The organism is Actinoallomurus sp. NPDC052274 (assembly GCF_040679475.1).
GTDB classification, from domain to species: Bacteria; Actinomycetota; Actinomycetes; order Streptosporangiales; family Streptosporangiaceae; genus Actinoallomurus; species Actinoallomurus liliacearum.
Genome location: NZ_JBFAUT010000056.1, coordinates 26891 through 49248 on the forward strand (window position 1 = coordinate 26891; position 22358 = coordinate 49248).

Here is a 22358-nt window from a genome sequence, read left to right on the forward strand (position 1 = left end):
GACTGCGACCTCGTTCCGGACTCAGACGGACGCCGCGAAGGCCTGCTCGAGGATGTCGAGGCCCTCGGTGAGCAGGTCGTCGGTGATGGACAGCGGAGGCAGGAACCGCAGGACGTTGCCGTATGTTCCCGCCGTCAGGGTGACCAGGCCGGCGGCGTGGCAGGCCCGGCTCACCGCGGCGGTCAGCCCGGCGTCCGGGGTCTTCGCCGCGGGGTCGGACACCAGCTCGATCGCGAGCATGGCGCCACGGCCGCGGACGTCGCCGATCTGCGGGTACTTGGCGGCCAGCTCCCGCAGCCGCGGCACGACCAGCGCCTCGATCGCGCGGGCCCGCGCCGGCAGGTCCTCGGCCTTCATCGTCTCGATCGCGCCGAGGGCGCCCGCGCACGCGACCGGGTTGCCGCCGTACGTGCCGCCGAGGCCGCCGCCGTGGACGGCGTCCATGACCTGGGCGCGCCCGGTCACCGCGGCGAGCGGCAGGCCGCCGGCGATGCCCTTGGCCGTGGTGATCAGGTCCGGGACGACGCCCTCGTGGTCGCAGGCGAACCAGTCGCCGGTGCGGCAGAAACCGGTCTGGATCTCGTCGGCGATGAGCAGGATGCCGTTGTCGTGGCACCACTCCGCGATCCGCGCGAGGTAGCCGGCGGGCGGCACGACGAACCCGCCCTCGCCCTGGATCGGCTCGATGATCACCGCGGCCGTGTTCTCCTCGCCGACCTGGGCGTGCAGCTGGGAGACGAACGCGTCGAACGCCTCGTCGGCGCAGTTCTCCGGGCCGGTCGGCCAGCGGTACGGGTACGCCATCGGCACCCGGTAGATCTCATTGGCGAACGGCCCGAAGCGGTGCTTGTACGGCATGTTCTTCGCGGTGAGCGCCATGGTCAGGTTCGTACGCCCGTGGTAGGCGTGGTCGAAGGCCACGATGGCCGGCCGGCCGGTGTGCGAGCGGGCGATCTTGACGGCGTTCTCCACCGCCTCGGCGCCGGAGTTGAACAGCGCGGAGCGCTTCTCGTGCTCGCCCGGCGTCAGCTCGTTCAGGGCCTCGGCGACCTCGACGTACTCCGCGTACGGGGTGATCATGAAGCAGGTGTGGGTGAAGTCGGCGACCTGCGCCCGCACCCGCTCGACCACGCGCGGCGCCGAGTTGCCGACCGTGGTGACGGCGATGCCCGAGCCGAAGTCGATGAGCTGGTTGCCGTCGATGTCGACCAGGATGCCGCCGCCGGCGCGTTCGACGTAGACGGGCAGGCCGGTGGAGACGCCCGCGGAGACCGCGGCGTTCTTGCGTGCGTGCAGTTCGGCCGAGCGGGGACCGGGGATGGCGGTCTTGAGGACGCGGCGCTGTTCGATGCCGGGGGGCGGGGTCATGCTGTGGTTCTCCAGGTGGTGCGTTGTCTGCCGCTCAGTATGCGATGTGGTGCATGACGTGTTTGATCCGGGTGTAGTCCTCGAACCCGTACATCGACAGGTCCTTGCCGTACCCGGAGTGCTTGAACCCGCCGTGCGGCATCTCGGCGACGAGGACGCCGTGGGTGTTGACCCAGACGCAGCCGAAGTCCAGGCGGCGCGTCACGCGCATGGCGCGGCCGTGGTCGCGGGTCCACACGCTGGAGGCCAGGCCGTAGTCGACGCCGTTGGCCCAGCGTACGGCCTCGTCCTCGGCGGTGAACCGCTGCACGGTGATGACCGGGCCGAACACCTCGTTCTGGACGATCTCGTCGTCCTGCCGCAGCCCGGAGACGACGGTCGGCTCGTGGAAGTAGCCGGACGCCAGGTCGCCGCCGACGCGGTCGCCCCCGGCCTCGACCGTGGCGTGGTCGGGCAGCCGGGACAGGAAGCCCCGTACGCGGTCGAGCTGCCCGGCGTTGTTGAGCGGGCCGAACGCCACGTCCGCGTCGTCGGGCCGCCCGGTGCGGGTCGCGCGGGCCTGCTCGGCGAGCGCGGCGACGAGGTCGTCGTGGATCTCCGGGGCGGCGAGCACGCGGGTCGCGGCGGTGCAGTCCTGCCCGGCGTTGAAGTACCCCGCCGCCGCGATGCCCTCGGCGGCGGCCGCGACGTCGGCGTCGTCGAACACGACGACCGGCGCCTTCCCTCCCAGCTCCAGGTGCACGCGCTTCAGGTCGCGGGACGCCGCCGAGGCGACCTCCATGCCGGCCCGGACCGAACCGGTGATGGACACCATCTGCGGGACCGGTGAGTCGACGACGAGCCGGCCGGTCTCGCGGTCGCCGCACACGACGTTGACGACGCCGGGCGGCAGCACCTCGTTCATCAGCTCGGCCATCAGGACCGTGCTGGCCGGGGTCGTGTCCGACGGCTTGAGCACGACGGTGTTCCCGGCGGCGACGGCCGGCGCCCACTTCCACACCGCCATCATCAGCGGGTAGTTCCACGGGGTGATCTGGCCGCACACGCCGATCGGCTCGCGCCGGATCACCGAGGTCAGGCCGGGCGCGTACTCGCCCGCCGAGCGTCCCTCCAGCACGCGGGCGGCGCCCGCGAAGAAGCGGATCTGGTCGACGATCGGCGGCAGCTCGTCCGTCGCCGTCAGCGCGACGGGCTTGCCGGTGTCGCGCACCTCGGCGCGGACGAACTCTTCGGCCCGCGCCTCCATCGCGTCGGCGATCGCCAGGAGCGCGCGCTGCCGTTCCGACGGCGTCGTGTCCCGCCACGTCTGGAACGCCCGCTCGGCCGCGGCGAACGCCGCGTCGACGTCCTCGCTCCCGGAGACCGGCGCGGTCGCGTAGACCTCGCCCGTCGACGGGTCGATCACCTCGCTCGTACGGCCGGAGGCGGCGTCGACGCTCCTGCCGTCGATGACGTTCCGGATGCGTTCCATGGTCACTTCCCGTCGCTCAGGGCCATCACCGACAGCAGTTCGTACGCCGCGTGGGAGGCCGCGATGCCGGTGATCTCGGCGTGGTCGTAGGCCGGCGCGACCTCGACGATGTCGGCACCGACGAGGTTCAGGCCGGCGAACGCGCGGAGGATGGCGAGCAGCTCGCGACTGAGCAGGCCGCCGGACTCGGGCGTTCCGGTGCCGGGCGCGAAGGCCGGGTCGAGCACGTCGATGTCGACCGATACGTAGACCGGGCGGTCCTCCACACGCTCGCGGATCCGCTCGGTCACGCCGCGCGTGCCGAGGTCCTCCATCTCCCGGGCGTGCACCGTCTGGAAGCCGAGCTCGGCGTCCTCGGTCAGGTCCGCCGCGTCGTACAGCGGGCCCCGGATGCCGACGTGCAGGCAGCCGGACAGGTCGAGCAGGCCCTCCTCGGACGCCCGGCGGAACGGGGTGCCGTGGGTGGTGGCCGCGCCGAAGTAGGTGTCCCAGGTGTCCAGGTGCGCGTCGAAGTGGACGACGGCGACCGGACCGTGGCGGCGCGTCAGCGACCGCAGCAGAGGGAGGGCGATCGTGTGGTCGCCGCCGATGGTCAGCAGCCGGCCCGCCCGGTCGAGCAGCGCGTCCGAACCCGCCTCGATCGCCCGTACGGCCTCGTCGATCGAGAAGGGGTTGACCGCGATGTCGCCCGCGTCGGCGACCTGCTGCCGGCCGAACGGGCTGACGTCCAGCGCCGGGTTGTACGGGCGCAGCAGCCGGGACGACTCCCGGACGTGCGCGGGGCCGAACCGGGCGCCCGGCCGGTAGCTCACGCCGGCGTCGAAGGGCACGCCGACCACGGCGACGTCGACGTCGGAGACCTCGTCGAGCCGGGGGAGCCGGGCGAAGGTCGCGGGCCCCGCGAAGCGGGGCACGACGCTGGCCACCACCGGGCCGACACGGCCGTTCTCAGTGCTGCGCGGCAGGTCGTCAGACATGCGGGGGTTCCTCTCATCTACCTGGCGAGGTAACCATAGGGCAACAGGGGTTGTCTGTGAAGAAACCATCTGCAAGCATTACGCACCACTCGGCAGGCGCGTTACTCCGCATACCCCCACTAACCTGCACAAACAGCGGGAAGGAGCCAGATGACCCCCGAGTCCGTCGACGAACCCGCCGCACGGCCGAAGGCCACCGAGGTCGAGCCCTACGGAATCGAGACGATCCCGGCCGACCACCGGCACTCTCGGCCGCTCGACCTGTTCCGCATCACGTTCGGCGGCGCCAACACGTTCGCGACCATCATCCTCGGCACGATCCCGATCGCCTCGGGTCTGTCCTTCTGGAACGCCGTGCTCGCCACGGTCACCGGCGTGTTCCTCGGCGCGCTCATCCTGTCGCCGATGGCCCTGTTCGGCCCGCGCAACGGCACCAACAACGCGGTGTCGTCCGGCGCGCACTTCGGCGTCGTCGGCCGGATCGTCGGCTCGTACCTGTCGCTGCTCACCGCGATCGCCTTCTACGCGATCTCCGTCTGGGTCAGCGGCGACGCGTTCGTCGGAGGGGCGAACCGGCTGTTCGACGTGCCGGACAACGACCTGGTGCGCGGCCTCGTCTACGCGGCGTTCGGCCTGCTGGTCATCGTGATCTGCGTGTACGGCTACGCGTTCATGCTGCTGGTGAACAAGGTCGTGGTCGTCCTCGGCACGGCGCTCATCCTGCTGGCGATCGTCGCCTACTCGGGGAGCTTCCACGCCTCGTACGCCGGCGACCCGCACCTCTACCTCGGCGGGTCGTTCACCGCGACCTTCGTCGCCTCCGTCCTCATCACGATGGCCAACCCGATCTCCTTCGGCGCCTTCCTGGGGGACTGGTCGCGCTACATCCCCGACACGTACCGGCCCCGCACCCTCATGGCGGCGCCGTTCTTCGCCCAGCTCTGCAGCCTGATCCCGTTCCTGTTCGGCGTCGCCACCGCGACGCTCGTCACGAACGCCGCCGACTACACCGCCGGCCTGATCAAGGTCTCCCCGCTCTGGTACGCGCTGCTGCTGCTCGTGGTGGCCTTCCTGGGCGGCATGTCCACCGGCGTCACCGCGCTGTACGGCACCGGCCTGGACTTCTCCTCGGTGTTCCCCCGGCTCAACCGGGTCCGGTCCACCCTGCTCATCGGCACGCTGGCGTTCGTCTTCATCATCGTCGGCCGGTTCGTATTCAACCTGGTCGACAGCATCAACGCGTTCGCCACGCTGATCATCCTCTGCACGTCGCCGTGGATGGTGATCATGTCGATCGGCTACTTCGTGCGCCGGGGCCACTACGTGTCGGCCGACCTGCAGGTCTTCAACCGCGGCCAGCGAGGCGGCGCGTACTGGTTCAACCGCGGCGTCAACTGGCGCTCGATGGGCACCTGGATCGTCGCCACCGCGGCGGGCCTGCTGTTCGCGAACGTCCCGCCGCTGCTGCGGGGGCCGTTCCGCGACGTCGCGGGCGGGATCGACATCAGCCTCGTCGTCACCCTGGTCAGCGCCGTGGTGCTGTACGTCGCCGCCCTGTACCTGTTCCCGGAGCCCTCCTACGTCTTCCCCGACGAGGGCCCGCGGGCCGTGCCCGCACGGTCCGCCGCCAGGCCGGCGGTCGTCGACGATCCCAAGGCGTCCGTCCACCGCGTACGGCGCCGGACCAAGGTCCTCACCGGCGCTCCCGAAGAAAGGCCCAGCGCATGACCGATGAAGCAGCGGAGACGGCCCCGGCGTCCGACACCGAGGAGGTGCTCGCCGCGGCCCGCGACCTCGTGGCCGCGTTCGCCCGCCACGACACCGGCGCCTACTTCGACGCCTTCGCCGCCGACGCGACCTTCATCTTCCACACCAGCGACGTACGGATCGGCTCGCGCGCCGAGTACGAGCGGCTGTGGGAGCGATGGGAGACCGAGGACGGATTCCGCGTCCTGTCCTGTCGCTCGTCGAACGGGCGGGTACGGATGGTCGGCCGCGACGGCGCCGTGTTCGGTCACGACGTCGAGACCACCGTCGCGGCACAGGGCGAGACCAGCACCGTGTTCGAGCGCGAGACCATCGTCTTCGAGCGGGTCGGCCCGCGCTGGCTCGCCGTCCACGAGCACCTGTCACCCGCCCCGGCCACCGGTGACGATCGGTGAATCGACCGGCCCAGTAGAGTGCGGACGGCGGCCCCGACCGGCCGCCGCCGCGCCGCCACGACAGGATTAGGGGTCGGATGAAGTCAGTGCCGATCGCCGCCGGCAACCAGGAACTCCGCATCGGCGCCCGGCTGCGCGACGCGCGGCAGCGCCAGGGATTGACGATCGACCAGGTCGCGCAGAGCACCGGGCTGACCAAGGGCTTCATCAGCCGGATCGAGCGGGACGTCACCTCGCCGAGCGTGTCGACGCTGGTGACGGTGTGCGCCGCGCTGTCGCTGCCCGTCGGCGAGCTGTTCACCGCGCCGAAGACCGACGTCGTCCGCAAGGACGAAGCTCCGGCGATCCAGCTCACCGGCCACGGCGCGGCAGAACGCCTCCTGACCCCACGCGGCCAGGGGCGGGTCCAGCTCGTGCGCTCCGTCATCGAGCCCGGCGGCACCGGCGGCGCTGAGCTGTACACCCTCAACTGCGAGGTCGAGGTCGTACACGTCCTGCGCGGCACCCTCCGGGTGCAGTTCAGCGAGTCGGCGACGCTGCTGGCCGAAGGGGACACGCTGACGTTCTCCGGCCGCGAGCCGCACAGCTGGCTCAACCCCGACGAGAAGGTCAGCGCCGAGGCGCTGTGGGTCATCGTCCCCGCCCCCTGGGAGTCCTGACCCCCACGCCCTCCCCGTCGCTCACGGGGACGAGCACCGCCGCGGACGAACGCAGTTGTGGCCGAGCCACGGTTGTGGCCGAGCCACGGTTGTGGCCGAACGTCGCGCCGCCGACCGAGACCTCCGGCCGGCCCCGCCCGCTCTCCGGGAGAGCGCCACGGCGCGGCGAAACGAACCGAACGCTCGGCGAAACCGACGGGAGTGGGTCCTTCATCGGGCAGAACCACCTGAAAGCGCAACCTTCGCCGAGCCTTGTGCCCGGCGCGGGCGGGCTGGTTCACGTGATCACTGGCGGATGCTGCCGTAAGAGCGCAGTAGGTGCCAGTGATCACTTTGTGGGGCTGCCGGTTAACGGGCGGGCGGAGCGTCAGTCGGGAAGTTCGGTGTCGTGGGTGAAGACGCCGGCGCGGGCGGCGGCGGCCACGACCGCTGCGGACTGGTCGGCGGCCGCGGTGTCGAGGGGCTCGGCGGTGACGAGCAGGCGCATGTACAGGGGAGCGCCGATGGCGCGGGACACGTCGGTGGGGTCGGTGTCGGCGGGGAGTTCGCCACGATCGGCGGCCCGTTCGACGATGCGGGCGACCATCGTGTTGTGACCGGTCCAGAAGGCGCGGATGACTTCGGCGACCTGGCTGTCGTGGCCGGCCGACACCACCGCGCGGATCAGTGCCTGCCCGGCGCGGTCGGTGAGGACCGCGAGGGCGGAGCGGGCGAGGTCGCGCAGGTCGCCGTCGAGGGTGCCGGTGTCGGGCATGGGCACGGACCGGTCGGCGAAGAGGGTCAGCGCGTCGAGCAGGAGGCCGTCGACGGTGCCCCAGCGGCGGTAGAGCGTCGCCTTGTGGACGCCCGCGCGGCGGGCGACGGCGTCGACGCTGAGCCCCGCGTATCCGGTCTCGGTCAGTTGGTCGATGACCGCTTCGAGCACGGCCGTGCGGGTGCGTGCGGTGCGGCCTCCGGGCCGGGGCTGGGGCATGGTTCCTCGGATCTAATGCGACGACTCGTTGCATCAAGCGTCTCGGCATGTCATGCTACCCGCTAACGCGACACCCTGTCGCATAGGGGAGCTGATCATGAATTCTGCGTTGTCCGTCGCCGCTGTCCCGTCCCGATGGCGGGCCGCCGGCCGCGTGCTCACCTGGCTCGCGGCGGTGTCGGCACTGGCCGCCGCGGTCTCGGCCATCTCCGACGTCACCCGGGCCGACGACACGGTGCTGGTCGTCCAGACCTGGCGGATGTACGGGCTGTTCCTGTGTGCGGGGCTGTTCGTCCTGTTGGCGCTGCGGCCCCGGGTGCACGGTGCGGTGTGGGCACTGCTGATCGCCGACAAGGCGGCACTGGCCCTGACTGCCGCCGTCTACCTCGCGCGCGGCGGCGCCGCGGAGGCCGCCTCGACCATCGGCTGGGACAGCGGCCTGGCCATCGCCCTGACGGCGGCATACCTGATGACCCGCGCTCCCCGCCCTTGATCACTGGCGGACGCTGCCGCTACAGCGCAGTGGATGCCAGTGATCAGGCCGCGATCACCGACCCGCCCCGCCGAACACGCCGACGGCCCCAGGAGCGCCCTGTTCCCGGGGCCGCCGGTCTTCTTCCGGCCTTATGGGCGCTGCGGCTCGGCTACGACGCTGACCTCGACGCAGTTGCCATCTCCCTCTTGAGAGCGGGAGGACTTGCGCCAGTCGCCGGAGGGGGGCTGGTACACGGTCTTGCCCTTTCATCTCTGGTGGTCGATGAGCCGCCTCAAGTAGCTGGCAGACTCGCTGACCCCGAGCGCGGACGCGCTCAGGCGTTGGAAGACTTGGCGACGCTCTTCTACTTCGGCCTCACCCTCCACATACAGGCTGCTTCTGGGGCGGATCTCGCGGTAGACGATGGATGGATCACCCTCATAATCCAGGATCGCGAAAGGGCCGGATAGGCCAAGATGCGGATCCACGCTCATCGGCAGAATCTGGACATTGACATGTTCGAGCGGTTCGGTGTCGATGAGGCGCTGGAACTGCTCTTCCTTGGCCTCCGGTGAGCCGAAGGAGCGGAGGACAGCGGTTTCGTCGATGATTGCCCACAGGAGAGGCGGGTTCTCCGAGTCGAGGATCTTCTGTCGCTCCATCCGTAGGTCGACGAGCCGCTTGACCTCAGCCTCATCTCGTGTCGTCCACGCCCGCTGTAGAGCGGCGGTGTAGCTGGGTGTTTGAAGCAGGCCGGGGATGACCGCGAGCTCGAATGTGAAGATCTTGTTGGCTTCGGCCTCGAACTCGACGTAGCTGTCGGACAGCGGGCCATAGGCCGCCCACCAACCGCGCTGGCGTGCCTCGCGAGTGAGGGTGAGCAGGGCTTCGTGCGTTGTCTCGTCGGTCAGGTCGTACAACTCGAGTAGCGCCTTGATGTCGGTGACGCGCGGCCGAACAGTCTGCGCCTTCTCCAGCCGGTTGACCTTGCCTTCCGCCCACTCGAGCTTGCGGGTCACCTGGTCTGCCGTAAATCCCGCATGTTCGCGCAGCTTGCGGAGTTCGCGGGCGAGACGGCGTCGTCGGACCGTCGGGCTGTGCCTGGCGTCAGCCTCACCAACGCCATCACCTGCGTCCGCGCTTTAGGGGCGCCGTCGTCCCAGGCCGATCCGGGCGTCTGGATCGGCATCAAGACCCATGCTCGCTGGATCCACCTGCGGGTTCGGGATCCGTATCCCGGAGCGCTGCCGGAGGAGAGGCGGCCTGATCCGATGGACACCAGTGGTCGCGGTGTCCTGATCAGCATGGCCGTGGCCGACTTCCTCTGGGCCGAGGTCTCGGACACCGGCAAGGTCGTCCATGCCGTCTTCGCCAAGCCCGGGGTGAGCCTGTCCCGGGCCGACGTCGCGGGCTTCGTCCGATGAACGGGCGACATCCGGTTCCGGTGATCCCCGGCTACACCGTGGGGGAGGATCCACTCACTCGGGAGTGGGTCGCCGTTTCCGCGTCAGGCAAGTACAAGATCCGTGGCCGCACGCAGCGGGAGCTGGAGCAACAGCGCTGGGCGCTGTACGGCCGGGTGCTGGCCGAGTTTCGCCAGGCCATCGCCGAGACCTGGCCCCGCCCGCCCTCGCCGGACCCGGAGAACTCCGCCATTCCTGAGACGACGCCGGTCTGGTGATGTCGGCTCCGGCCGGCGCGGGCTAATGCTCGGTGAAGTCGCTCGGAACGGGTCTCGAAAGGGCACGAACCGCCGGTGGTGCGGGCCCTTGCCGAGCCTTGCGCGCGGCCCCTCGGCTCCGGCTGGACGTTCACCCCCTGGCCACCACCCCCGGCCGTCCTCATCCAGAAGTTGATCACCGCCAAGCCGACGGCGGTTCCCCGGACGCGGTCGCGGCCCGGCAGGAGCGTCGGCGCTGGAGGCGGCGTGTTCTGACTCCCTCCGCTGTTCGTGGAGGGGCACCGCGAGGAGAGAAGGGGGTGAGGTTCGTGAACGAAGCGGTGTGGCGCAGGGCCGTGCGTCGGTGCGGTGGTTATACCGGCGAGGACGGTGAGGCCTGCGTCGAGATCGCCGTCATCGGCATGCGGTGAGTGATGGTGCGTCCCCCCGAGGCGAAGTCGGGGGGACGCACCCACGATCCTAAGGACTGACCAGTGCACTTCCACGCGTACCTGTTCCGAGGCGCCGGCGAGGCGATCAAACCGTTCGATGACGCGCGTCGCGCCGGCACTACAGATTTCCAGAGCGCCGTCGTCCCGCCCGAGGCCACCAGCGCCTGGCTCGCCAAGCCCGCACGGATGGTCAAAGGCACCTGGGACGACCCCACCGACGCGGTGGCCTGGCTGGCGCAGCAGTACGCCGACATCGCCGACCAGCGGATGCACCTCGAACAACAACGGCAGGCACCGTCCCTGGAGACCATGGCCGCGAACGCCCTCGACACCCTGCGCCGGGGCAACGACCTCGTGTGGGCCTGGTGGCTCAGGGGCGGCGGCTTCGTCGACCTGACCGTGGTCTGCTGTCCGAACCGGGATGGGGATCAGCGGTGTCCGGAAGGCCGGGCCGACCGGCGGCCGGAGCGTACGGCCTGACGCGGCGGGCGATGGAACGCGGTGGACGGGCGACGGGTCTGATCGCACAATCGGGCCGTGGAGAGCAGGACCAAAAGGCGCCTGAGCGGTGTCGAACTGGACGCGCTGGCGCGGCGGGCCCTCGGTGCGGGCGTGGTCGCGTCGGTCGAGCTGACGGACGGGTTCGTCAACGCGGTCTGGAGGCTCACCCTCGACGACGGTCGCGAGGTGGTGCTGAAGCTGTCGCCGTCCCCGGAGCTCGAACAGCTCAGCTACGAGCGCTTCCTGCTGCGGACGGAGGCCGAGGCGTACGAGCTGGCCGCGGCGGCGGGGGTGCCGGTGCCGGCGCTGCTGGGCGCGGTGTTCGACGATCCGGTGCTCGGCGGTGACTGTCTGCTGCTCGACGCGCTCGACGGCGTCTCCTGGAACGACGTCGAGCCGGACGGGGCGGACGCGCTCCGCCGGGAGCTGGGCCGCCACCTGGCGCGGCTGCACACGGTCACCGGCGCGGTCTTCGGCTACCCGTACGCGGGGATCACCGGGCCCACCTGGCGTGCGGCGTACCTCGCGATGGCCGGAGCCCTGCTGGCCGACGTCGAGCGGTACCCGACGCCGTTGCCGCTGCCGGTCGAGGAGATCGGCGCGGTGCTCACCGCGGCCTCACCCGTCCTCGACGAGGTGGTGACGCCGCGCCTCGTGCACTTCGACGTGTGGCCGGGGAACGTCTTCCTCGACCTGACCGCCACGCCGCGGATCCAGGCGATCATCGACCACGAGCGGGCGTTCTGGGGTGACCCGCTCGCGGAGTTCGTGACGCCGACCATCTTCGGCGAACTGCGTGAGGACGACCCGCTGCTGGCCGGCTACCGGGAGGTGACCCCGCTCGAGCTGACCTCGGCGGCCCGCGTCCGCCTCGACCTCTACCGGGCCTACCTGTACCTGATCATGCTGGTGGAGAACGGGCCCCGGCAGTATCCGGAGCAGGAGTACGCGCGCGTCCGCGACCTCACCACCGCCTCGCTGACGCGGGTCCTCGACCGTCTCGCGCGCTGCCCGGCGCGGTGACGAGCCGTTTCGACCCGGCCGTCAGCGGGTGTTCAGCCCGGCCCGACGGAGCTTGCCGATGACGTTCTGGACGGAACGGTGATCCGACGGAGTCGAAGGGCAGAACACGGTGCGCCCTGACGGCGGCTTCCAGGCGAGATGGTTGTTGCTGGTCAGGGTGATGGTCCAGCCGGCGGCTTCGGCACGGCGGGCAAGCTGTCGTAGATCGCGGGGGATTTTCAATGAGCTCTTCCTGTGGATCAGCCGGTAACGGAAGCGCGCCGACCTCCACATGACGGCCACCGCCCCGACTCGCCATTGAGTCCGAGGCAAGGCCGCCGACCCGGAGTCGTCCGTGGTCTTCAGTGCGACCTTCTCGCCCGCGACGTCCTCTGCGGCCGTGTCCGCACGGCCCCGGACGGTCGTACCGTCCGTCGAAGACGGGGTAGGTCAGGACATCGTTACCGGTCCTTGCCGCCCTCGGTCATCGAGGACGACAAGGACAATGATCTCACATTCTATTTCTCGGTGCAGGGTGGCGGGTCGACAGGTGGCTGGGCGCCGTCCGGGACCGCGGGCAGTTCGGCGTGCTGGACCCGGTATCCCCTGCCGGACGCGTACGTCGTGAAGGGCGCGGGGGCCAGGCCCATGCGGAGGCAGCGGCCGTCGACGGCGCCCCAGGAGAAGCCGATCCGGTCGTACCGGTGGCCGCGGGGGTCGGCGTAGACGCTGAACGCCATGCGGGTGCCGTCCGGTTCGCCGATCACGCCCTCGCTGGTCCCCGAGACGACGGCGACGGGACCGGCGGTCATCAGGTAGTCGACCCGCACGGTGCCCCAGTAGTGCCGCACGGTGCCGTCCGGCTGGGGAACGGGATGGTCGAATCGTACGGTGCCGTGGGCGGCCCCCATGACCATCTGCTTGCCGTCGAACCGGAACGCGTTGCCGTGCGCGTCGAAGACGAAGCGCCGCAGGGGATTCTGCGGGTCGAGGGAGTACCTCACCCAGGCGTCCCCGGTGACGTGCCCTTCCCTGGGAGGTGCGGCGGCGGCCTGCGACGCGGCGCCCGTCAGCAGGACGAGGCCACCGGCCCCGGCCGCCGCGATCCGGGCGAGGGGAATTGCCATGTACGGCTCCTTGCGAACGTACGGGCCGTGTTGCCCGTACCTCGAAGCTTCCAGGCGGCGCGATCCGCGACCTCCCCCCGGATGACCGGACCGGCCGGCTCGCCGGGGGATCCCGTGGTCACCCGACGGGGGGAGCCGTACGGGGCAGGGACGCGTGGTCGGCGAGGACCTCGTCGACCACATGGTGGTGATCGGCGGCACCGGGGCTGTTCTCGGTGAGGCAGAGGAGGGCCTTCCAGAGGGCCCAGCCGCGGGCTCGCGCCCAGGTGCCGGGGTCCTGGTCGACGGCGGCCCGGAAGGTCTCCCGGCTCTCGCCGGCGAAGAACGACCACGCGATGACCAGGTCGCAGGCGGGGTCGCCGACCCCGGAGGTGCCGAAGTCGATGACGGCGGCCAGCCTTCCCTCTCTGACCAGCAGGTTGTTGACGGCGATGTCGCCGTGGAACCAGACCGGCGAGCCGTTCCACTCGGCCTCCAGGGCGGCGTCCCACACGGCCGCCGCCCGGCGGGTGTCGACGCGGCCGTCGAGCGCGGCGAGACAGCGCCGCGTCTCGTCGTCGTAGTGGGTCAGGGAGGCGCCCCGGTAGAAGCTGTGCGCGCCCGCCGCGGGCCCGCCGGTGGCGTCGACGCGCTGCAGGGCGCGGATGAAGCCGGCCACGTCGGCGGCGAACGCGGGCAGGTCGGCGATGCGGTGCGGCCTGACGAGTCGTCCGTCCAGCCAGCGGCGGATCGACCAGGGGAACGGATATCCCTCGCCCGGCGTCCCCTTCGCGAGCGGCGTGGGGATCGGGACCGGCAGCGACGGGGCGAGGACCGGCAGCCAGCGGTGCTCCTTGTCGATCGCCGGGACGTAGCCCGCCGCGGTCGGCAGGCGTACCGTCATCTCGTCGCCGAGCCGGTAGGTGCGGTTGTCCCACCCGTCGACCTCCACCGGCCTGACCGGCAGGTCGCTCCACTGGGGGAACTGGGCCGCGAGCAGCCGCCTCACCAGCCCCGCGTCGATCCCCGCGCGCCCGTCCTCGTACGTATCGACCACCGGAGGAGTGTGACGGCCACCACGCCGCGCGGGCAACCGGTTTCGCCGCCGTGCTGGGGACGGGCGGATCTGACCGGCTCCTGGCATGAGGCCAGGTCGGAGGGGGTATGCCGTGGTGACGGCGATGCCGAGCCGAAGGTGCCGTGCGATGTCCGAGCTGGCGATCGAGAAGATCGAACATCATCTGGGACGGTCTGTGGAGCTGCCGGTCCTGGGGCAGGTGGTGCTGCCGCCGCCCGAGAAGCTCATCTACTACGCCGGCCTCGGGCTCCTCGCGGCCTTCGAGGTGGTGGAGTGGCCGGTCGCGCTGGTGATCGGCGCGGGACACTGGCTCGCCGACCAGCAGCACCGGAGGGTGCTGCACGCCCTGGGCGAGGCGATGGAGGAGGCCTGAACCCGCGGCCGGAGCACCCGAACGGGTAGGGGGAGGGGCATGGCGCCGCCGTTGCCCGGTCCGCTGGCCCATCTCGCCCCGGTGCTCGACAAGTACGGCTACGCCGCGGTCGGGATCCTGATCTTCGTCGAGGACTTCGGCGTGCCCGCTCCCGGCGAGACCATCCTGGTCGCCTCGTCCGTCTACGCGGGGGCCGGGCGGCTGAACATCGTCCTCATCGGCGTCATCGCCGTCGCGGCGGCGGTGGCGGGGGACAACGTCGGCTACCTGATCGGCCGCACCGGCGGCTCCGCCCTCGTCCACCGGTGGGGCAAGTACGTGCTGCTCACGCCCGAGCGCCTGCGCCGCGCGGAGCACTTCTTCGTCCACCACGGCGGCAAGGTGGTGACCATCGCCCGCTTCGTCGAGGGGATCCGCCAGGCGAACGGGATCCTCGCCGGCATCACCGGCATGCCCTGGCCACGGTTCCTGGCCTTCAACCTCTTGGGCGCGGTGCTGTGGGTCGGCATGTGGACCGGGCTGGGGTACGCGGCGGGCACCCACATCGCGTCGATCTCCCAGCAGGTCTTCCGGTACCAGATCTACCTGTTCGCCGGTCTGGGCGCGGTGCTCCTGGCCCGCTTCCTGTACCACTGGTACCGCCGTCGCCGCCGCACCGACTGATCGTTCACCCGATCCGGCCGCGGATCTCGTCGAGGCGGCGGCGCAGGTAGTGCCGCTCGGGTTCGCCGGGCGCGAGGGCGAGCGCCTGCCGGTAGGCGGTGTCGGCCTCCGCCCACCGGCCGAGGCGGCGCAGCAGGTCCGCGCGGGTCGCCGGGAGCAGGTGGTAGCCCTCCAGCGCGCCGGAGCCGGACAGCGCGTCGACGAGCGCCATCCCGGCCGCCGGCCCCTCGGCCATCGCGACCGCGACCGCCCGGTTCAGTTCGACGAAGGGGGAGGCCGCGACGCCCGCCAGCCGCTCGTACAGGGCGGCGATTCGCGCCCAGTCGGTCTCCTCGGGCGTGCGCTCCGGCAGCAGGTCCGGCGGGGGGCACCCGGTACGGGATGCCCGCCTCCTTGATCTTCCGCTTGGCGCGGAAGAGCCGCTGCCCCATCGTCGCCACCGGCGTCAGGAACGCCCGGGCGATCTCCTCGGTGGTCAGGCCGGCGACCGTCCGCAGGGTGAGCGCGACCCGGACGTCCAGCGCGAGCGCGGGGTGGCAGCAGGTGAAGATCAGCCGCAGCCGGTCGTCGTCCCACGCGCCGTCTCCGGAACCCGGCACCTCGGCCACCTCCCTGAGCTTCGCCGCCTCGACCGTGCCGCGGCGCAGCCGGTCCAGGGCGCGGTTGCGCGCGGTCGTGGTCAGCCACGCCCCGGGGCGGCGGGGGACGCCCTCGCCGGGCCAGTGGATCAGGGCCGCCTCGAAGGCGTCCTGGACGCACTCCTCGGCCAGTTCCCAGTCGCCGGTGAGGCGGATGAGGGTCGCCAGCACCGTGGCCCGTTCGTCGCGGTAGGCGGCGGCGACGGCGTCCCGGGCGCTCACTCGGTCCAGAACGGCCGGAGTTCGACGGTGCCGAACTCCGCCGCCGGATGTTTCGACGCCACCTCGATCGCCTCGTCGAGGTCGGCGCACTAGAGGATGTCGAATCCGCCGATCTGCTCCTTGGTCTCGGCGAACGGCCCGTCGGCGATGAGCAGTTCGCCGTCCCTCCGGCGTACCGTCGTCGAGTCCCGGACCGGACGGAGCCGGTTGCCCGTCAGCCGTACGCCCCGGCCCTCCATCTCCTCGATCCAGGCGCTGGGATCGGCGTTGCGCTCCACGTCCTCGTCCATGCAGACGAGCAGCAGGTATTTCATGTCTCCTCCTCGAAGGGGATCGTCCGTCAGGAACGACGAACGGCGAAGGGCGGTTCTCGACACGTGCGACATCCTTGGCGAGCGAGGCGGGTTCGCCTCCTGGTCCTCGGGGGAGTAGTCGGTCATGGGCGGTGCGGACGGTACGAGGGTCGGATTCGTCGGCGTGGGCCGCATGGGCACTCCGATGTGCCGGAACCTCGCACGGGCCGACGGTTACCGGGTGCTGGCGAGCGACATCGACCCGGCGCGCGCGGACGTGGTCGAGGCGTGCGGCGCCGCCTGGACTCCGGTGACCGCGGAGGCCGCGCGGTCCGCGGACGTGCTGATCACGATGCTGCCCGGCGCCGAGGCGGTCGCCGCGGCGATGGTCGGCGGCGGGCTGGTCGACGCGCTGCCGTCCGGTGCCGTGTGGATCGACATGTCCAGCAACTCCCCGGCCGCCGCGGACCCGATCCGGCGGCTGGCCGCCGCGCGCGGGATCGACGTCCTGGACGCGCCCGTCGGAGGAGGCGTGCCCGCCGCCGAGGCGGGGACGCTGCAGTTCTTCGTCGGCGGGGACGGCGCGGTGCTGAAGCGTCACCGGCCGCTCCTGGAGGTGCTGGGCGACCCCGCCCGGATCACGCACGTCGGGGGACACGGCAGCGGGTACACCGTGAAGCTGATCGTCAATCTGCTCTGGTTCGGGCAGGCGGTGGCCACGGCCGAGTCCTTGCTGCTGGGCCTGCGGATGGGAGTCGACCTGGCCACGCTCCGCCGGGCACTGGCCGACAGCGCCGCCGAGAGCCGGTTCATCCGCCGGGACCTCGACGCGCTCTTCGCCGGGGACTACATGACGACCTTCGGCGTGGACCGCTGCTACGAGGAGCTGGCGGCCGTGACCGATCTCGCCCGCGCGCACCAGGTGCCCTTCGAGTTGTCGGAGGCGGTCAGGCGAATCTACGAGCGGGCCGCCGCGCGGTACGGGACCGCGGACGGGGAGCTGCTGGCCGTCAGACTGCTCGAAGAGGAGTCCGGCCGGTGGCTGCGCACCGAGTGACCCGGCTCCTGGCCGCGCGCCGAGTGACCCGGCTCGTGGCCGTGCGCCGAGTGACCCGGCTCGTGGCCGTGCGCCGAGTGACCCGGCTCGTGGCCGTGCGCCGAGTGACCCGGCTCGTGGCCGTGCGTCGAGTGATCCCGGCGGCGTCGCACGGACGAGGAGGACGCCCGGCCGGGAGATCCCGGCCGGGCGTCTCGTCGTCTCCTACGGTTGGACGTTGATCGTGAAGGTGGACGTCGTGTTCCTGATGTCGACGGCGTTGTCGCTCAGCTTGAGGTTGTGGAAGGTGACCGAGCCGACCGCCGGGCCCTGACCGGGCTCGGGCAGCTCGTTAGCCCAGAGGCCGAACCCCGACTTGGCGTCGTAGGCGTCGCCGCTCTTGTGCGCGCCCGTGATCGTGATGTTGGTGAGCACGGTGTCGGTGACCGGGTTCAGCGGCCGGCCGCTGGTGTCGTAGTCGGTCTGGAACATGATCCCGGAGTACGTCGGGTCGATGATGTCGACGTCGCTGACCCGGATCGCCCGGAACTGCTTCGAGGCGGAGAACATCCAGATCGCGGGGAAGGTCTGCGCGCCCCAGAAGTGGCCGCCGGCCCGCACGATCGAGATGTTGCCGAACGTCGTCTGATCCGGTCCGAAGTCCTCCATCGGGTAGCCGAAGTCCAGCGAGCTGATCGTGATGCCGGAATAGGTCAGCGTGTCGGCGATGTAGACGTTCTTGACGGTGTTGTCCTGCCCGCCGTACACCGCGACGCCCGCCGCACGCCACGGCAGGATCGCCGTGAGGTTCTGGAAGACGTTGTTCTTCTCGCCGGTGCCGCCGGAGTCGGTCGCGGCGAACAGCGCGAAGCTGTCGTCGCCGGTACTGCGGGCCTCGTCGTTTGACACCAGGTTGTCCGAACTGCCGTTGGTCATGTTGACCCCGTCGGCGAACGTGTCCCGGATCCGCGCGTTGGTGATCGTCATGTGGTCGGTGTTGTTGCCCCAGTACATGCAGACCATGTGCTCGACCCAGATGTTGTCGATCGTGTCGTTCGCGACGTTCTGGAGGTCGAACACCTTGCCCGGCCCGTCGATCCGCGAGGTGTAGTTGCCGAAGTAGGCGAAGCCGGAGAAGGTCGAGCCGTTCGCCGTCGCGTCCGCGCGGATCCCGATGTCGGTGTTCTCCTGGCCGGTGGGCGCCTGGAACTGGGTGTACCAGGGGCCGGCGCCGACCAGCTTGATCGCCTTGCCGTAGACCTGGAGCTTGCCGGACGTCTGGTACGTGCCCGCGGGCAGGTACACGCCGACCAGGGTGGCGTCCTGCCGCACCTTGTCCAGGGCGTTCTGCACGTCCTGCTGGGTGAAGCCGGCCGGCACCGCGTACTTGGCCGGGTCGGGGTTGGCGATGGGGGAGACCTGCTCGGTGTCGATGAAGTCGATCGAGTAGTAGGCCGCCGTGTTGGCCGCGTCCTTCTGCAGCCTGATCTTGTGCCCGGCCGGGACGGTCGTGCCGAGCATGACGTGCGCCTCGTCGTAGATGTGCCGCGGCGAGGAGTCCGGCGAGTTGCCCGGGCTCGTCTCGCTGCCGTAGAGCCACGCGAAGTGCGAGGTCAGGTCGATGGCCTTGAGGAACGTCCCGTCGACGTAGATGTCCAGCGTCGAGTTGATCCCGCCGCCGCCCGAGGCGTCCGGCATGGCGAAGCGGGTGACGAGCGTGTTGGTGCTCGCCTTGGTGGTGAACTCCACGCTGCTGCCGGTGGTGGCGAGCTTCACCGCGCGGCGGCCGGACGCCTCACCGGCCAGGTCGCCGATCGTACGGTTCGGGCCGACGACGGTCGCCCCGCCGGCCAGGACGCCGTCCTCGGCCTCGTAGGTGTCGTACGGCATGTTCGCGCCGCGTCCGACGAACAGCGGCGTCGTGCTGGTGTTGTTCGCCTGCTTGACCGGGAGTTCGTTCGCGTCATTGTCCAGCACGACCTTGACGGTGTATCTGCCGTTCACCGCCGTCCAGGAGCCGAGGCTCACCGTTCCGGCGGTGGCGCCCGGGGCGATCGTCCCGCTGACCGAGCCGGTGAAGGTCTTGACGGTGTTGCCGTTCGCGTCGAGCAGCGTCAGCGTGACGCCGTGCGAGCCCGCGCCCGAGGCGACGGTGCCCTGGTTCTTCACCGTCACGGCGAACGTCACGGTGTTGCCGGCCGCGGGGTTGCCGGGCGTCCAGGTCACCGACGAGGCGACCAGGTCGGAGCTGGCGACCGGCGCGACGACCAGCGCGGACGGGCTCGTGTAGGAGTTGTTGTCCTCGTTCAGCTCCACCACGTTGTCGGCCTCGTCGACCTTGGCGGTCAGCGGGTAGGTGCCTGCGGCGCGGGTCCCGATGGACGCGGTGACCGTGGTGGAGGCCCCTGCCGCCAGGGCGCCGACCGCCGCGGTGCCGGCCTTCTGCCCGGCGAGGTAGAAGTTGACGTCCGTCGCGTCGGACGCGGCCGTCCCGGTGTTCTTCACCGTCGCCTTGAGCGAGACGGAGTCGGTCTCGGTCGGCGACGCCGGGGTCCACGACGCGTCGGTGATCGTCAGGTCGGGGGCCGGCGCCGGGGTGCCGATGACCTGCAGCTCGGCGACCTGGCCGCCGGTGGCACCGGAGTTGGCGGTGAACTTCAGTTGCACGTCGACGGCCGTGGCCGTCACCGGGATCGTCACCGTGTTCCCCGAGGCGGGGTCGAAGGTGTACGACTTGGCGGCGACGAGGCTGGTGAACGACCCGGAGTGGCTCGCCCGGCCGAGCACCTCGATCGTCTGGGTGCGCCTGCCCCAGGAGGCGTCCGGGTTGAGCTTGACGACGACGGAGCCGAGGTCGGCCTTGACCCGCAGGTTCACCGTCAGCGTGTCCGGGTAGGCGTTGGCCGCGGCCTCCCAGTAGGTGCCCACGTTGCCGTCATTCGCGTTCGTCTCCACGAAGTCGTAGATGTGGGACGAGGCCGTGATCGGCTTGCCCGCGGCGAGGTCGGTGCCGGTCCCGCCGCTGCCCGTACGGGTCACCGTGTCGCTGTTCGGCGACTGGTTCCCCGCGGCGTCCTTCGCCCGGACGTAGTAGGTGACCGTCGCGCCGGCCGGCTGGGTGTCGGTGTAGGTCAGGACGTTGCCCGCCACGCTCCCGCGCAGCGCGCCGTTGGCGTACACGTCGTACCCGGTCACGCCGACGTTGTCCGTGGCGGCGTTCCACGTCAGCTTGATCTGGCCGGAGGAGGGCTCGGTGTAGGCCAGGTTCGTCGGCGCGGTCGGCGGCTGCTGGTCGCCGGTGGCCGGCCCGTACACCTCGAACTCCGAGATCTGCCCGGCCGGCCAGCCCGTGTTGGCGGTGATGTCGAGCCGTAGGTACCGGGTGACGACCGCGTTGAATCCGACGGTCACCGTGTTGCCGCTCGCGGGGTCGAACGTGTGCCCCGCCGAGCCGACGATGTCGGTGAAGTTCGTGCCGTCGGTGCTGCCCCGGACGGCGAACGTCTCGGTCCGCGCGCCCCAGTTCGCGGTCGGCAGCTTGAGCACGACCTTGTCGGTGCTGACGGCCGCGCCGAGGTCGACCTGGATCCACTGCGGGAAGGCGTTGTTGGCGCTCTCCCAGTAGGTCGACTGGTTCCCGTCATTGGCGTTGGCCGGGGTGTAGACGTCGGTGTGACTGCTGGCCGAGACGGTCTTGCCCGCCGCCAGGTTGGGGCCGTCCGCGGCGGACGCGGGCGATGCCACCCCCAGGACGGCGGCCACGGATGTGATGAGGCTGATGACTGCGCCTCCTGCGAGCAACCGCAGCCGTGCGTGCTTCGGTCTCATTGCGCCTCTCGTTTCGAACAGCGCCGACCGCACGCGGGCGGGGCGCGTTGGGCGGGGCCACCTGCCGGGCGGGGCATGTGGGGGGACGCACCCTTGAGGCTAAATTCACCGACAGTTCATTGCAAGATACGAACAGAATGCCGCAAGAACGGTATGCAGCTCGAGGAAGTCGACCGTGGTCAAGGCCTCCGGCTCGGTCCGGCGCGGCCGGATCAGGCCACCGCGGCGCACCGAGATCGCGTACGCCTGCCGCCCGCTGTTCGCCCTGCCCGCGTCATCGGCGGGGACGGAACGCTCGGTGAACGCCGACCGCGCCGGCTCGCGAAGGAAACGAAAGGGGCGATCCGTGCGGCCGCGGCGCTGGTTCCCGAGACTTCCGCACGGGTGCCGCCGGCGCGTCGGAGCGGGTGGGGCGCAGGCCGAGGATGGTTGGTACGCGCGCCGGTCAACCGGCCTTGCGGCGGTACTCCGCATACGTCTCGAGCGCGTCGCCGTTGAGATAGGCCCAGGGGAACTGATCGCAATAACCGCGGGTCTGCTCGAAGTGCGGCCTGGCTTCGTCGAGACGACCGCGAATGCAGTGCCAGAACGCGGCCAGGTTATGGCCGCTGATGATACCTCGGGGATCGGTGCCACTGGGATGAAGCCACCGGGCGATCGCGGTACGGGCTCGCGTCTCTTGCGTCTCATCCATGAGGTAGGCGATGGACGGCCGTTCCGAAAGGTCCAACCAATGCTCCACCTGGGCGGCCACCCGCAGCAGGTGGAGCGCCGACCCGTCCGGCGCGGTATCGACCACGCTCTCCACGAATTCATCCATCACATCCCCTGGATATCCCCATTTGGGAGAGATGGAGATGAGCATCTGGTGATGTCCGCGGCGATGCTGCGGCGCGAGCGCCGTCAGCCCGTTCCAGCGGCGCATTGTCTCTTCGAGACCGACTTGCTGGCCGCGGGCCATCTGCACGAGCCAGACCCACGGAGTCGGATCCTCGGGCGTGTTTCCACCGCGGCGGAGGCGGCGACGAACACGCGATCCGACCTGTCGTCGTCATCCGTGCAGTCCCTCACCAAGCGGCTCAGCTCCCGGCGGTTCTCCTCGTGGACGGCCTTCCGGGCCGCCTGGAGCTCCGGCACTCCGTAGGTGAGGTCCAGACGTGCCCGAGGTGTCCGTAGGCGAGCGAAGATCCTTGGCATCTGCCAACCTTCAGAGGGTGAGCGATCGTAGGGAGACGGCACCCGTGACTCGACCCGGGACAGGCCTCATGGTCCGGCGCGCAGCCTGTTGATCGTAATGGGGCCCGCACTGGCAGGGGCGGCCGGATCAGGCCACTCGAGCGCCGCGCGGATCGCATCACGACGGTCGGCGGGCGCGGCGCCCAGTGCAAGACGCCGATTCGAAGGTCATGAGACCTTTTCGG

The 22358-nt window shown here is 70.7% G+C and carries 24 protein-coding genes and 2 pseudogenes; 11 read left to right on the plus strand and 15 right to left on the minus strand.

All coding sequences use genetic code 11. The annotated features are described in order from the left end of the window. Positions 1–21 precede the first annotated feature (21 nt). Genes gabT through speB form a run of 3 tightly spaced genes read right to left on the minus strand, consistent with a single transcriptional unit; the run spans position 22 to position 3816 of the window. Positions 22–1368 carry a 4-aminobutyrate--2-oxoglutarate transaminase gene (gene gabT, locus AB0K82_RS34825; RefSeq protein WP_364405238.1) on the minus strand — a complete coding sequence of 449 codons (1347 nt, stop codon included), beginning with the start codon at positions 1366–1368 and terminating at the stop codon, positions 22–24. A gap of 34 nt (positions 1369–1402) precedes the next feature. After that, on the minus strand, positions 1403–2839 hold the full coding sequence (locus tag AB0K82_RS34830) for a gamma-aminobutyraldehyde dehydrogenase (protein WP_364405239.1): 1437 nt from the start codon (positions 2837–2839) through the stop codon (positions 1403–1405). Positions 2840–2841: 2 nt separating this feature from the next. Then, positions 2842–3816, minus strand: coding sequence for an agmatinase (speB, locus tag AB0K82_RS34835; RefSeq protein ID WP_364405240.1), 975 nt, complete (start codon positions 3814–3816; stop codon positions 2842–2844). Between the two features lie 150 nt (positions 3817–3966). Here speB and AB0K82_RS34840 point away from each other — a divergent pair, with 150 nt between their 5' ends. From AB0K82_RS34840 to AB0K82_RS34850, 3 genes are all read left to right on the plus strand, one after another. Continuing rightward, entirely contained in the window at positions 3967–5544 is a 1578-nt protein-coding gene (locus AB0K82_RS34840; RefSeq protein WP_364405241.1) for a cytosine permease, read from the plus strand. Continuing rightward, the gene (locus AB0K82_RS34845; protein WP_364405242.1) at positions 5541–5978 is read left to right on the plus strand and encodes a nuclear transport factor 2 family protein; all 438 of its coding nucleotides are present in this window, start codon (positions 5541–5543) and stop codon (positions 5976–5978) included. The genes AB0K82_RS34840 and AB0K82_RS34845 overlap by 4 nt, the downstream gene beginning before the upstream one ends. A gap of 77 nt (positions 5979–6055) precedes the next feature. After that, positions 6056–6637 (plus strand): helix-turn-helix domain-containing protein, encoded by a 582-nt coding sequence (locus tag AB0K82_RS34850; protein WP_364405243.1) that lies wholly within the window; start codon positions 6056–6058, stop codon positions 6635–6637. A gap of 367 nt (positions 6638–7004) precedes the next feature. Here the strand turns inward: AB0K82_RS34850 and AB0K82_RS34855 are convergent, their stop codons facing one another. Beyond that, positions 7005–7610: a TetR/AcrR family transcriptional regulator gene (locus tag AB0K82_RS34855; protein ID WP_364405244.1), complete on the minus strand. Its 606-nt coding sequence runs from the start codon at positions 7608–7610 to the stop codon at positions 7005–7007. Between the two features lie 97 nt (positions 7611–7707). Between AB0K82_RS34855 and AB0K82_RS34860 the strand changes: the two genes are divergently transcribed. Continuing rightward, positions 7708–8103: a hypothetical protein gene (locus tag AB0K82_RS34860; RefSeq protein WP_364405245.1), complete on the plus strand. Its 396-nt coding sequence runs from the start codon at positions 7708–7710 to the stop codon at positions 8101–8103. A 131-nt stretch (positions 8104–8234) separates the two neighbouring features. Here the strand turns inward: AB0K82_RS34860 and AB0K82_RS34865 are convergent, their stop codons facing one another. The 3 genes and pseudogenes from AB0K82_RS34865 to AB0K82_RS34875 all read right to left on the minus strand — a co-directional run. Then, positions 8235–8339: a DUF397 domain-containing protein gene (locus tag AB0K82_RS34865; protein ID WP_364405246.1), complete on the minus strand. Its 105-nt coding sequence runs from the start codon at positions 8337–8339 to the stop codon at positions 8235–8237. Between the two features lie 12 nt (positions 8340–8351). Further along, the gene (locus tag AB0K82_RS34870; RefSeq protein ID WP_364405301.1) at positions 8352–9005 is read right to left on the minus strand and encodes a DUF5753 domain-containing protein; all 654 of its coding nucleotides are present in this window, start codon (positions 9003–9005) and stop codon (positions 8352–8354) included. After that, positions 8988–9149: pseudogene (locus AB0K82_RS34875) on the minus strand (helix-turn-helix transcriptional regulator); the annotation flags it as partial. The pseudogene AB0K82_RS34875 and the gene AB0K82_RS34870, both read right to left, overlap by 18 nt. 33 nt (positions 9150–9182) lie before the next feature. Here AB0K82_RS34875 and AB0K82_RS34880 point away from each other — a divergent pair. The 4 genes from AB0K82_RS34880 to AB0K82_RS34895 all read left to right on the plus strand — a co-directional run bounded on the left by AB0K82_RS34880 (position 9183) and on the right by AB0K82_RS34895 (position 11721). Continuing rightward, positions 9183–9509 carry a hypothetical protein gene (locus AB0K82_RS34880; RefSeq protein ID WP_364405247.1) on the plus strand — a complete coding sequence of 109 codons (327 nt, stop codon included), beginning with the start codon at positions 9183–9185 and terminating at the stop codon, positions 9507–9509. Beyond that, entirely contained in the window at positions 9506–9766 is a 261-nt protein-coding gene (locus tag AB0K82_RS34885) for a hypothetical protein (protein WP_364405248.1), read from the plus strand. Before AB0K82_RS34880 ends, AB0K82_RS34885 begins: the two co-directional genes overlap by 4 nt. A gap of 473 nt (positions 9767–10239) precedes the next feature. Further along, positions 10240–10677, plus strand: a complete 438-nt coding sequence (locus tag AB0K82_RS34890) for a hypothetical protein (RefSeq protein ID WP_364405249.1) — start codon at positions 10240–10242, stop codon at positions 10675–10677. Positions 10678–10734: 57 nt separating this feature from the next. Further along, complete coding sequence (locus tag AB0K82_RS34895) at positions 10735–11721, plus strand: aminoglycoside phosphotransferase family protein (RefSeq protein ID WP_364405251.1); 987 nt, start codon at positions 10735–10737, stop codon at positions 11719–11721. A 21-nt stretch (positions 11722–11742) separates the two neighbouring features. On the opposite strand, the gene AB0K82_RS34900 is transcribed toward AB0K82_RS34895, so the two are convergent. From AB0K82_RS34900 to AB0K82_RS34910, 3 genes are all read right to left on the minus strand, one after another. Beyond that, positions 11743–12003, minus strand: a complete 261-nt coding sequence (locus AB0K82_RS34900; RefSeq protein ID WP_364405253.1) for a hypothetical protein — start codon at positions 12001–12003, stop codon at positions 11743–11745. Positions 12004–12218: 215 nt separating this feature from the next. Then, positions 12219–12827: a hypothetical protein gene (locus AB0K82_RS34905; RefSeq protein ID WP_364405255.1), complete on the minus strand. Its 609-nt coding sequence runs from the start codon at positions 12825–12827 to the stop codon at positions 12219–12221. 118 nt (positions 12828–12945) lie between these two features. Further along, complete coding sequence (locus AB0K82_RS34910; protein WP_364405257.1) at positions 12946–13863, minus strand: aminoglycoside phosphotransferase family protein; 918 nt, start codon at positions 13861–13863, stop codon at positions 12946–12948. A gap of 148 nt (positions 13864–14011) precedes the next feature. On the opposite strand from AB0K82_RS34910, the gene AB0K82_RS34915 reads away from it, so the two are divergent. Both AB0K82_RS34915 and AB0K82_RS34920 read left to right on the plus strand, forming a co-directional pair. Continuing rightward, positions 14012–14257, plus strand: a complete 246-nt coding sequence (locus AB0K82_RS34915; protein WP_364405259.1) for a hypothetical protein — start codon at positions 14012–14014, stop codon at positions 14255–14257. A 39-nt stretch (positions 14258–14296) separates the two neighbouring features. After that, positions 14297–14920, plus strand: coding sequence for a DedA family protein (locus AB0K82_RS34920; protein ID WP_364405261.1), 624 nt, complete (start codon positions 14297–14299; stop codon positions 14918–14920). Positions 14921–14924: 4 nt separating this feature from the next. On the opposite strand, the gene AB0K82_RS34925 is transcribed toward AB0K82_RS34920, so the two are convergent. The 3 genes and pseudogenes from AB0K82_RS34925 to AB0K82_RS34935 form a co-directional block, all read right to left on the minus strand. Continuing rightward, a complete protein-coding gene (locus tag AB0K82_RS34925; RefSeq protein ID WP_364405263.1) occupies positions 14925–15155 on the minus strand; it encodes a tetratricopeptide repeat protein in 231 nt (76 codons plus the stop codon). A gap of 211 nt (positions 15156–15366) precedes the next feature. Continuing rightward, positions 15367–15870 (minus strand): annotated as a pseudogene (locus AB0K82_RS34930) (sigma factor); the annotation flags it as partial. Beyond that, on the minus strand, positions 15870–16094 hold the full coding sequence (locus tag AB0K82_RS34935) for a YciI family protein (protein WP_364405265.1): 225 nt from the start codon (positions 16092–16094) through the stop codon (positions 15870–15872). The pseudogene AB0K82_RS34930 and the gene AB0K82_RS34935, both read right to left, overlap by 1 nt. A gap of 124 nt (positions 16095–16218) precedes the next feature. On the opposite strand from AB0K82_RS34935, the gene AB0K82_RS34940 reads away from it, so the two are divergent. Beyond that, positions 16219–17130 (plus strand): NAD(P)-dependent oxidoreductase, encoded by a 912-nt coding sequence (locus AB0K82_RS34940; RefSeq protein WP_364405267.1) that lies wholly within the window; start codon positions 16219–16221, stop codon positions 17128–17130. Between the two features lie 204 nt (positions 17131–17334). On the opposite strand, the gene AB0K82_RS34945 is transcribed toward AB0K82_RS34940, so the two are convergent. Continuing rightward, positions 17335–20937, minus strand: a complete 3603-nt coding sequence (locus tag AB0K82_RS34945; protein WP_364405268.1) for a discoidin domain-containing protein — start codon at positions 20935–20937, stop codon at positions 17335–17337. 445 nt (positions 20938–21382) lie between these two features. Continuing rightward, positions 21383–21904, minus strand: a complete 522-nt coding sequence (locus AB0K82_RS34950; RefSeq protein WP_364405270.1) for a hypothetical protein — start codon at positions 21902–21904, stop codon at positions 21383–21385. Positions 21905–22358 lie beyond the last annotated feature (454 nt).

What these genes read in the sequence shown, in the direction of transcription:
- AB0K82_RS34940 (WP_364405267.1), top strand. Translation starts at nt 16,219, where the DNA reads ATGGGCGGTGCGGACGGTACGAGGGTCGGATTCGTCGGCGTGGGCCGC.
- gabT (WP_364405238.1), bottom strand. Translation starts at nt 1,368, where the DNA reads ATGACCCCGCCCCCCGGCATCGAACAGCGCCGCGTCCTCAAGACCGCC.
- AB0K82_RS34905 (WP_364405255.1), bottom strand. Translation starts at nt 12,827, where the DNA reads ATGGCAATTCCCCTCGCCCGGATCGCGGCGGCCGGGGCCGGTGGCCTC.
- AB0K82_RS34840 (WP_364405241.1), top strand. Translation starts at nt 3,967, where the DNA reads ATGACCCCCGAGTCCGTCGACGAACCCGCCGCACGGCCGAAGGCCACC.
- AB0K82_RS34925 (WP_364405263.1), bottom strand. Translation starts at nt 15,155, where the DNA reads ATGGCCGAGGGGCCGGCGGCCGGGATGGCGCTCGTCGACGCGCTGTCC.
- AB0K82_RS34920 (WP_364405261.1), top strand. Translation starts at nt 14,297, where the DNA reads ATGGCGCCGCCGTTGCCCGGTCCGCTGGCCCATCTCGCCCCGGTGCTC.
- AB0K82_RS34945 (WP_364405268.1), bottom strand. Translation starts at nt 20,937, where the DNA reads ATGAGACCGAAGCACGCACGGCTGCGGTTGCTCGCAGGAGGCGCAGTC.
- AB0K82_RS34855 (WP_364405244.1), bottom strand. Translation starts at nt 7,610, where the DNA reads ATGCCCCAGCCCCGGCCCGGAGGCCGCACCGCACGCACCCGCACGGCC.
- speB (WP_364405240.1), bottom strand. Translation starts at nt 3,816, where the DNA reads ATGTCTGACGACCTGCCGCGCAGCACTGAGAACGGCCGTGTCGGCCCG.
- AB0K82_RS34850 (WP_364405243.1), top strand. Translation starts at nt 6,056, where the DNA reads ATGAAGTCAGTGCCGATCGCCGCCGGCAACCAGGAACTCCGCATCGGC.
- AB0K82_RS34860 (WP_364405245.1), top strand. Translation starts at nt 7,708, where the DNA reads ATGAATTCTGCGTTGTCCGTCGCCGCTGTCCCGTCCCGATGGCGGGCC.
- AB0K82_RS34845 (WP_364405242.1), top strand. Translation starts at nt 5,541, where the DNA reads ATGACCGATGAAGCAGCGGAGACGGCCCCGGCGTCCGACACCGAGGAG.
- AB0K82_RS34885 (WP_364405248.1), top strand. Translation starts at nt 9,506, where the DNA reads ATGAACGGGCGACATCCGGTTCCGGTGATCCCCGGCTACACCGTGGGG.
- AB0K82_RS34830 (WP_364405239.1), bottom strand. Translation starts at nt 2,839, where the DNA reads ATGGAACGCATCCGGAACGTCATCGACGGCAGGAGCGTCGACGCCGCC.
- AB0K82_RS34935 (WP_364405265.1), bottom strand. Translation starts at nt 16,094, where the DNA reads ATGAAATACCTGCTGCTCGTCTGCATGGACGAGGACGTGGAGCGCAAC.
- AB0K82_RS34915 (WP_364405259.1), top strand. Translation starts at nt 14,012, where the DNA reads ATGTCCGAGCTGGCGATCGAGAAGATCGAACATCATCTGGGACGGTCT.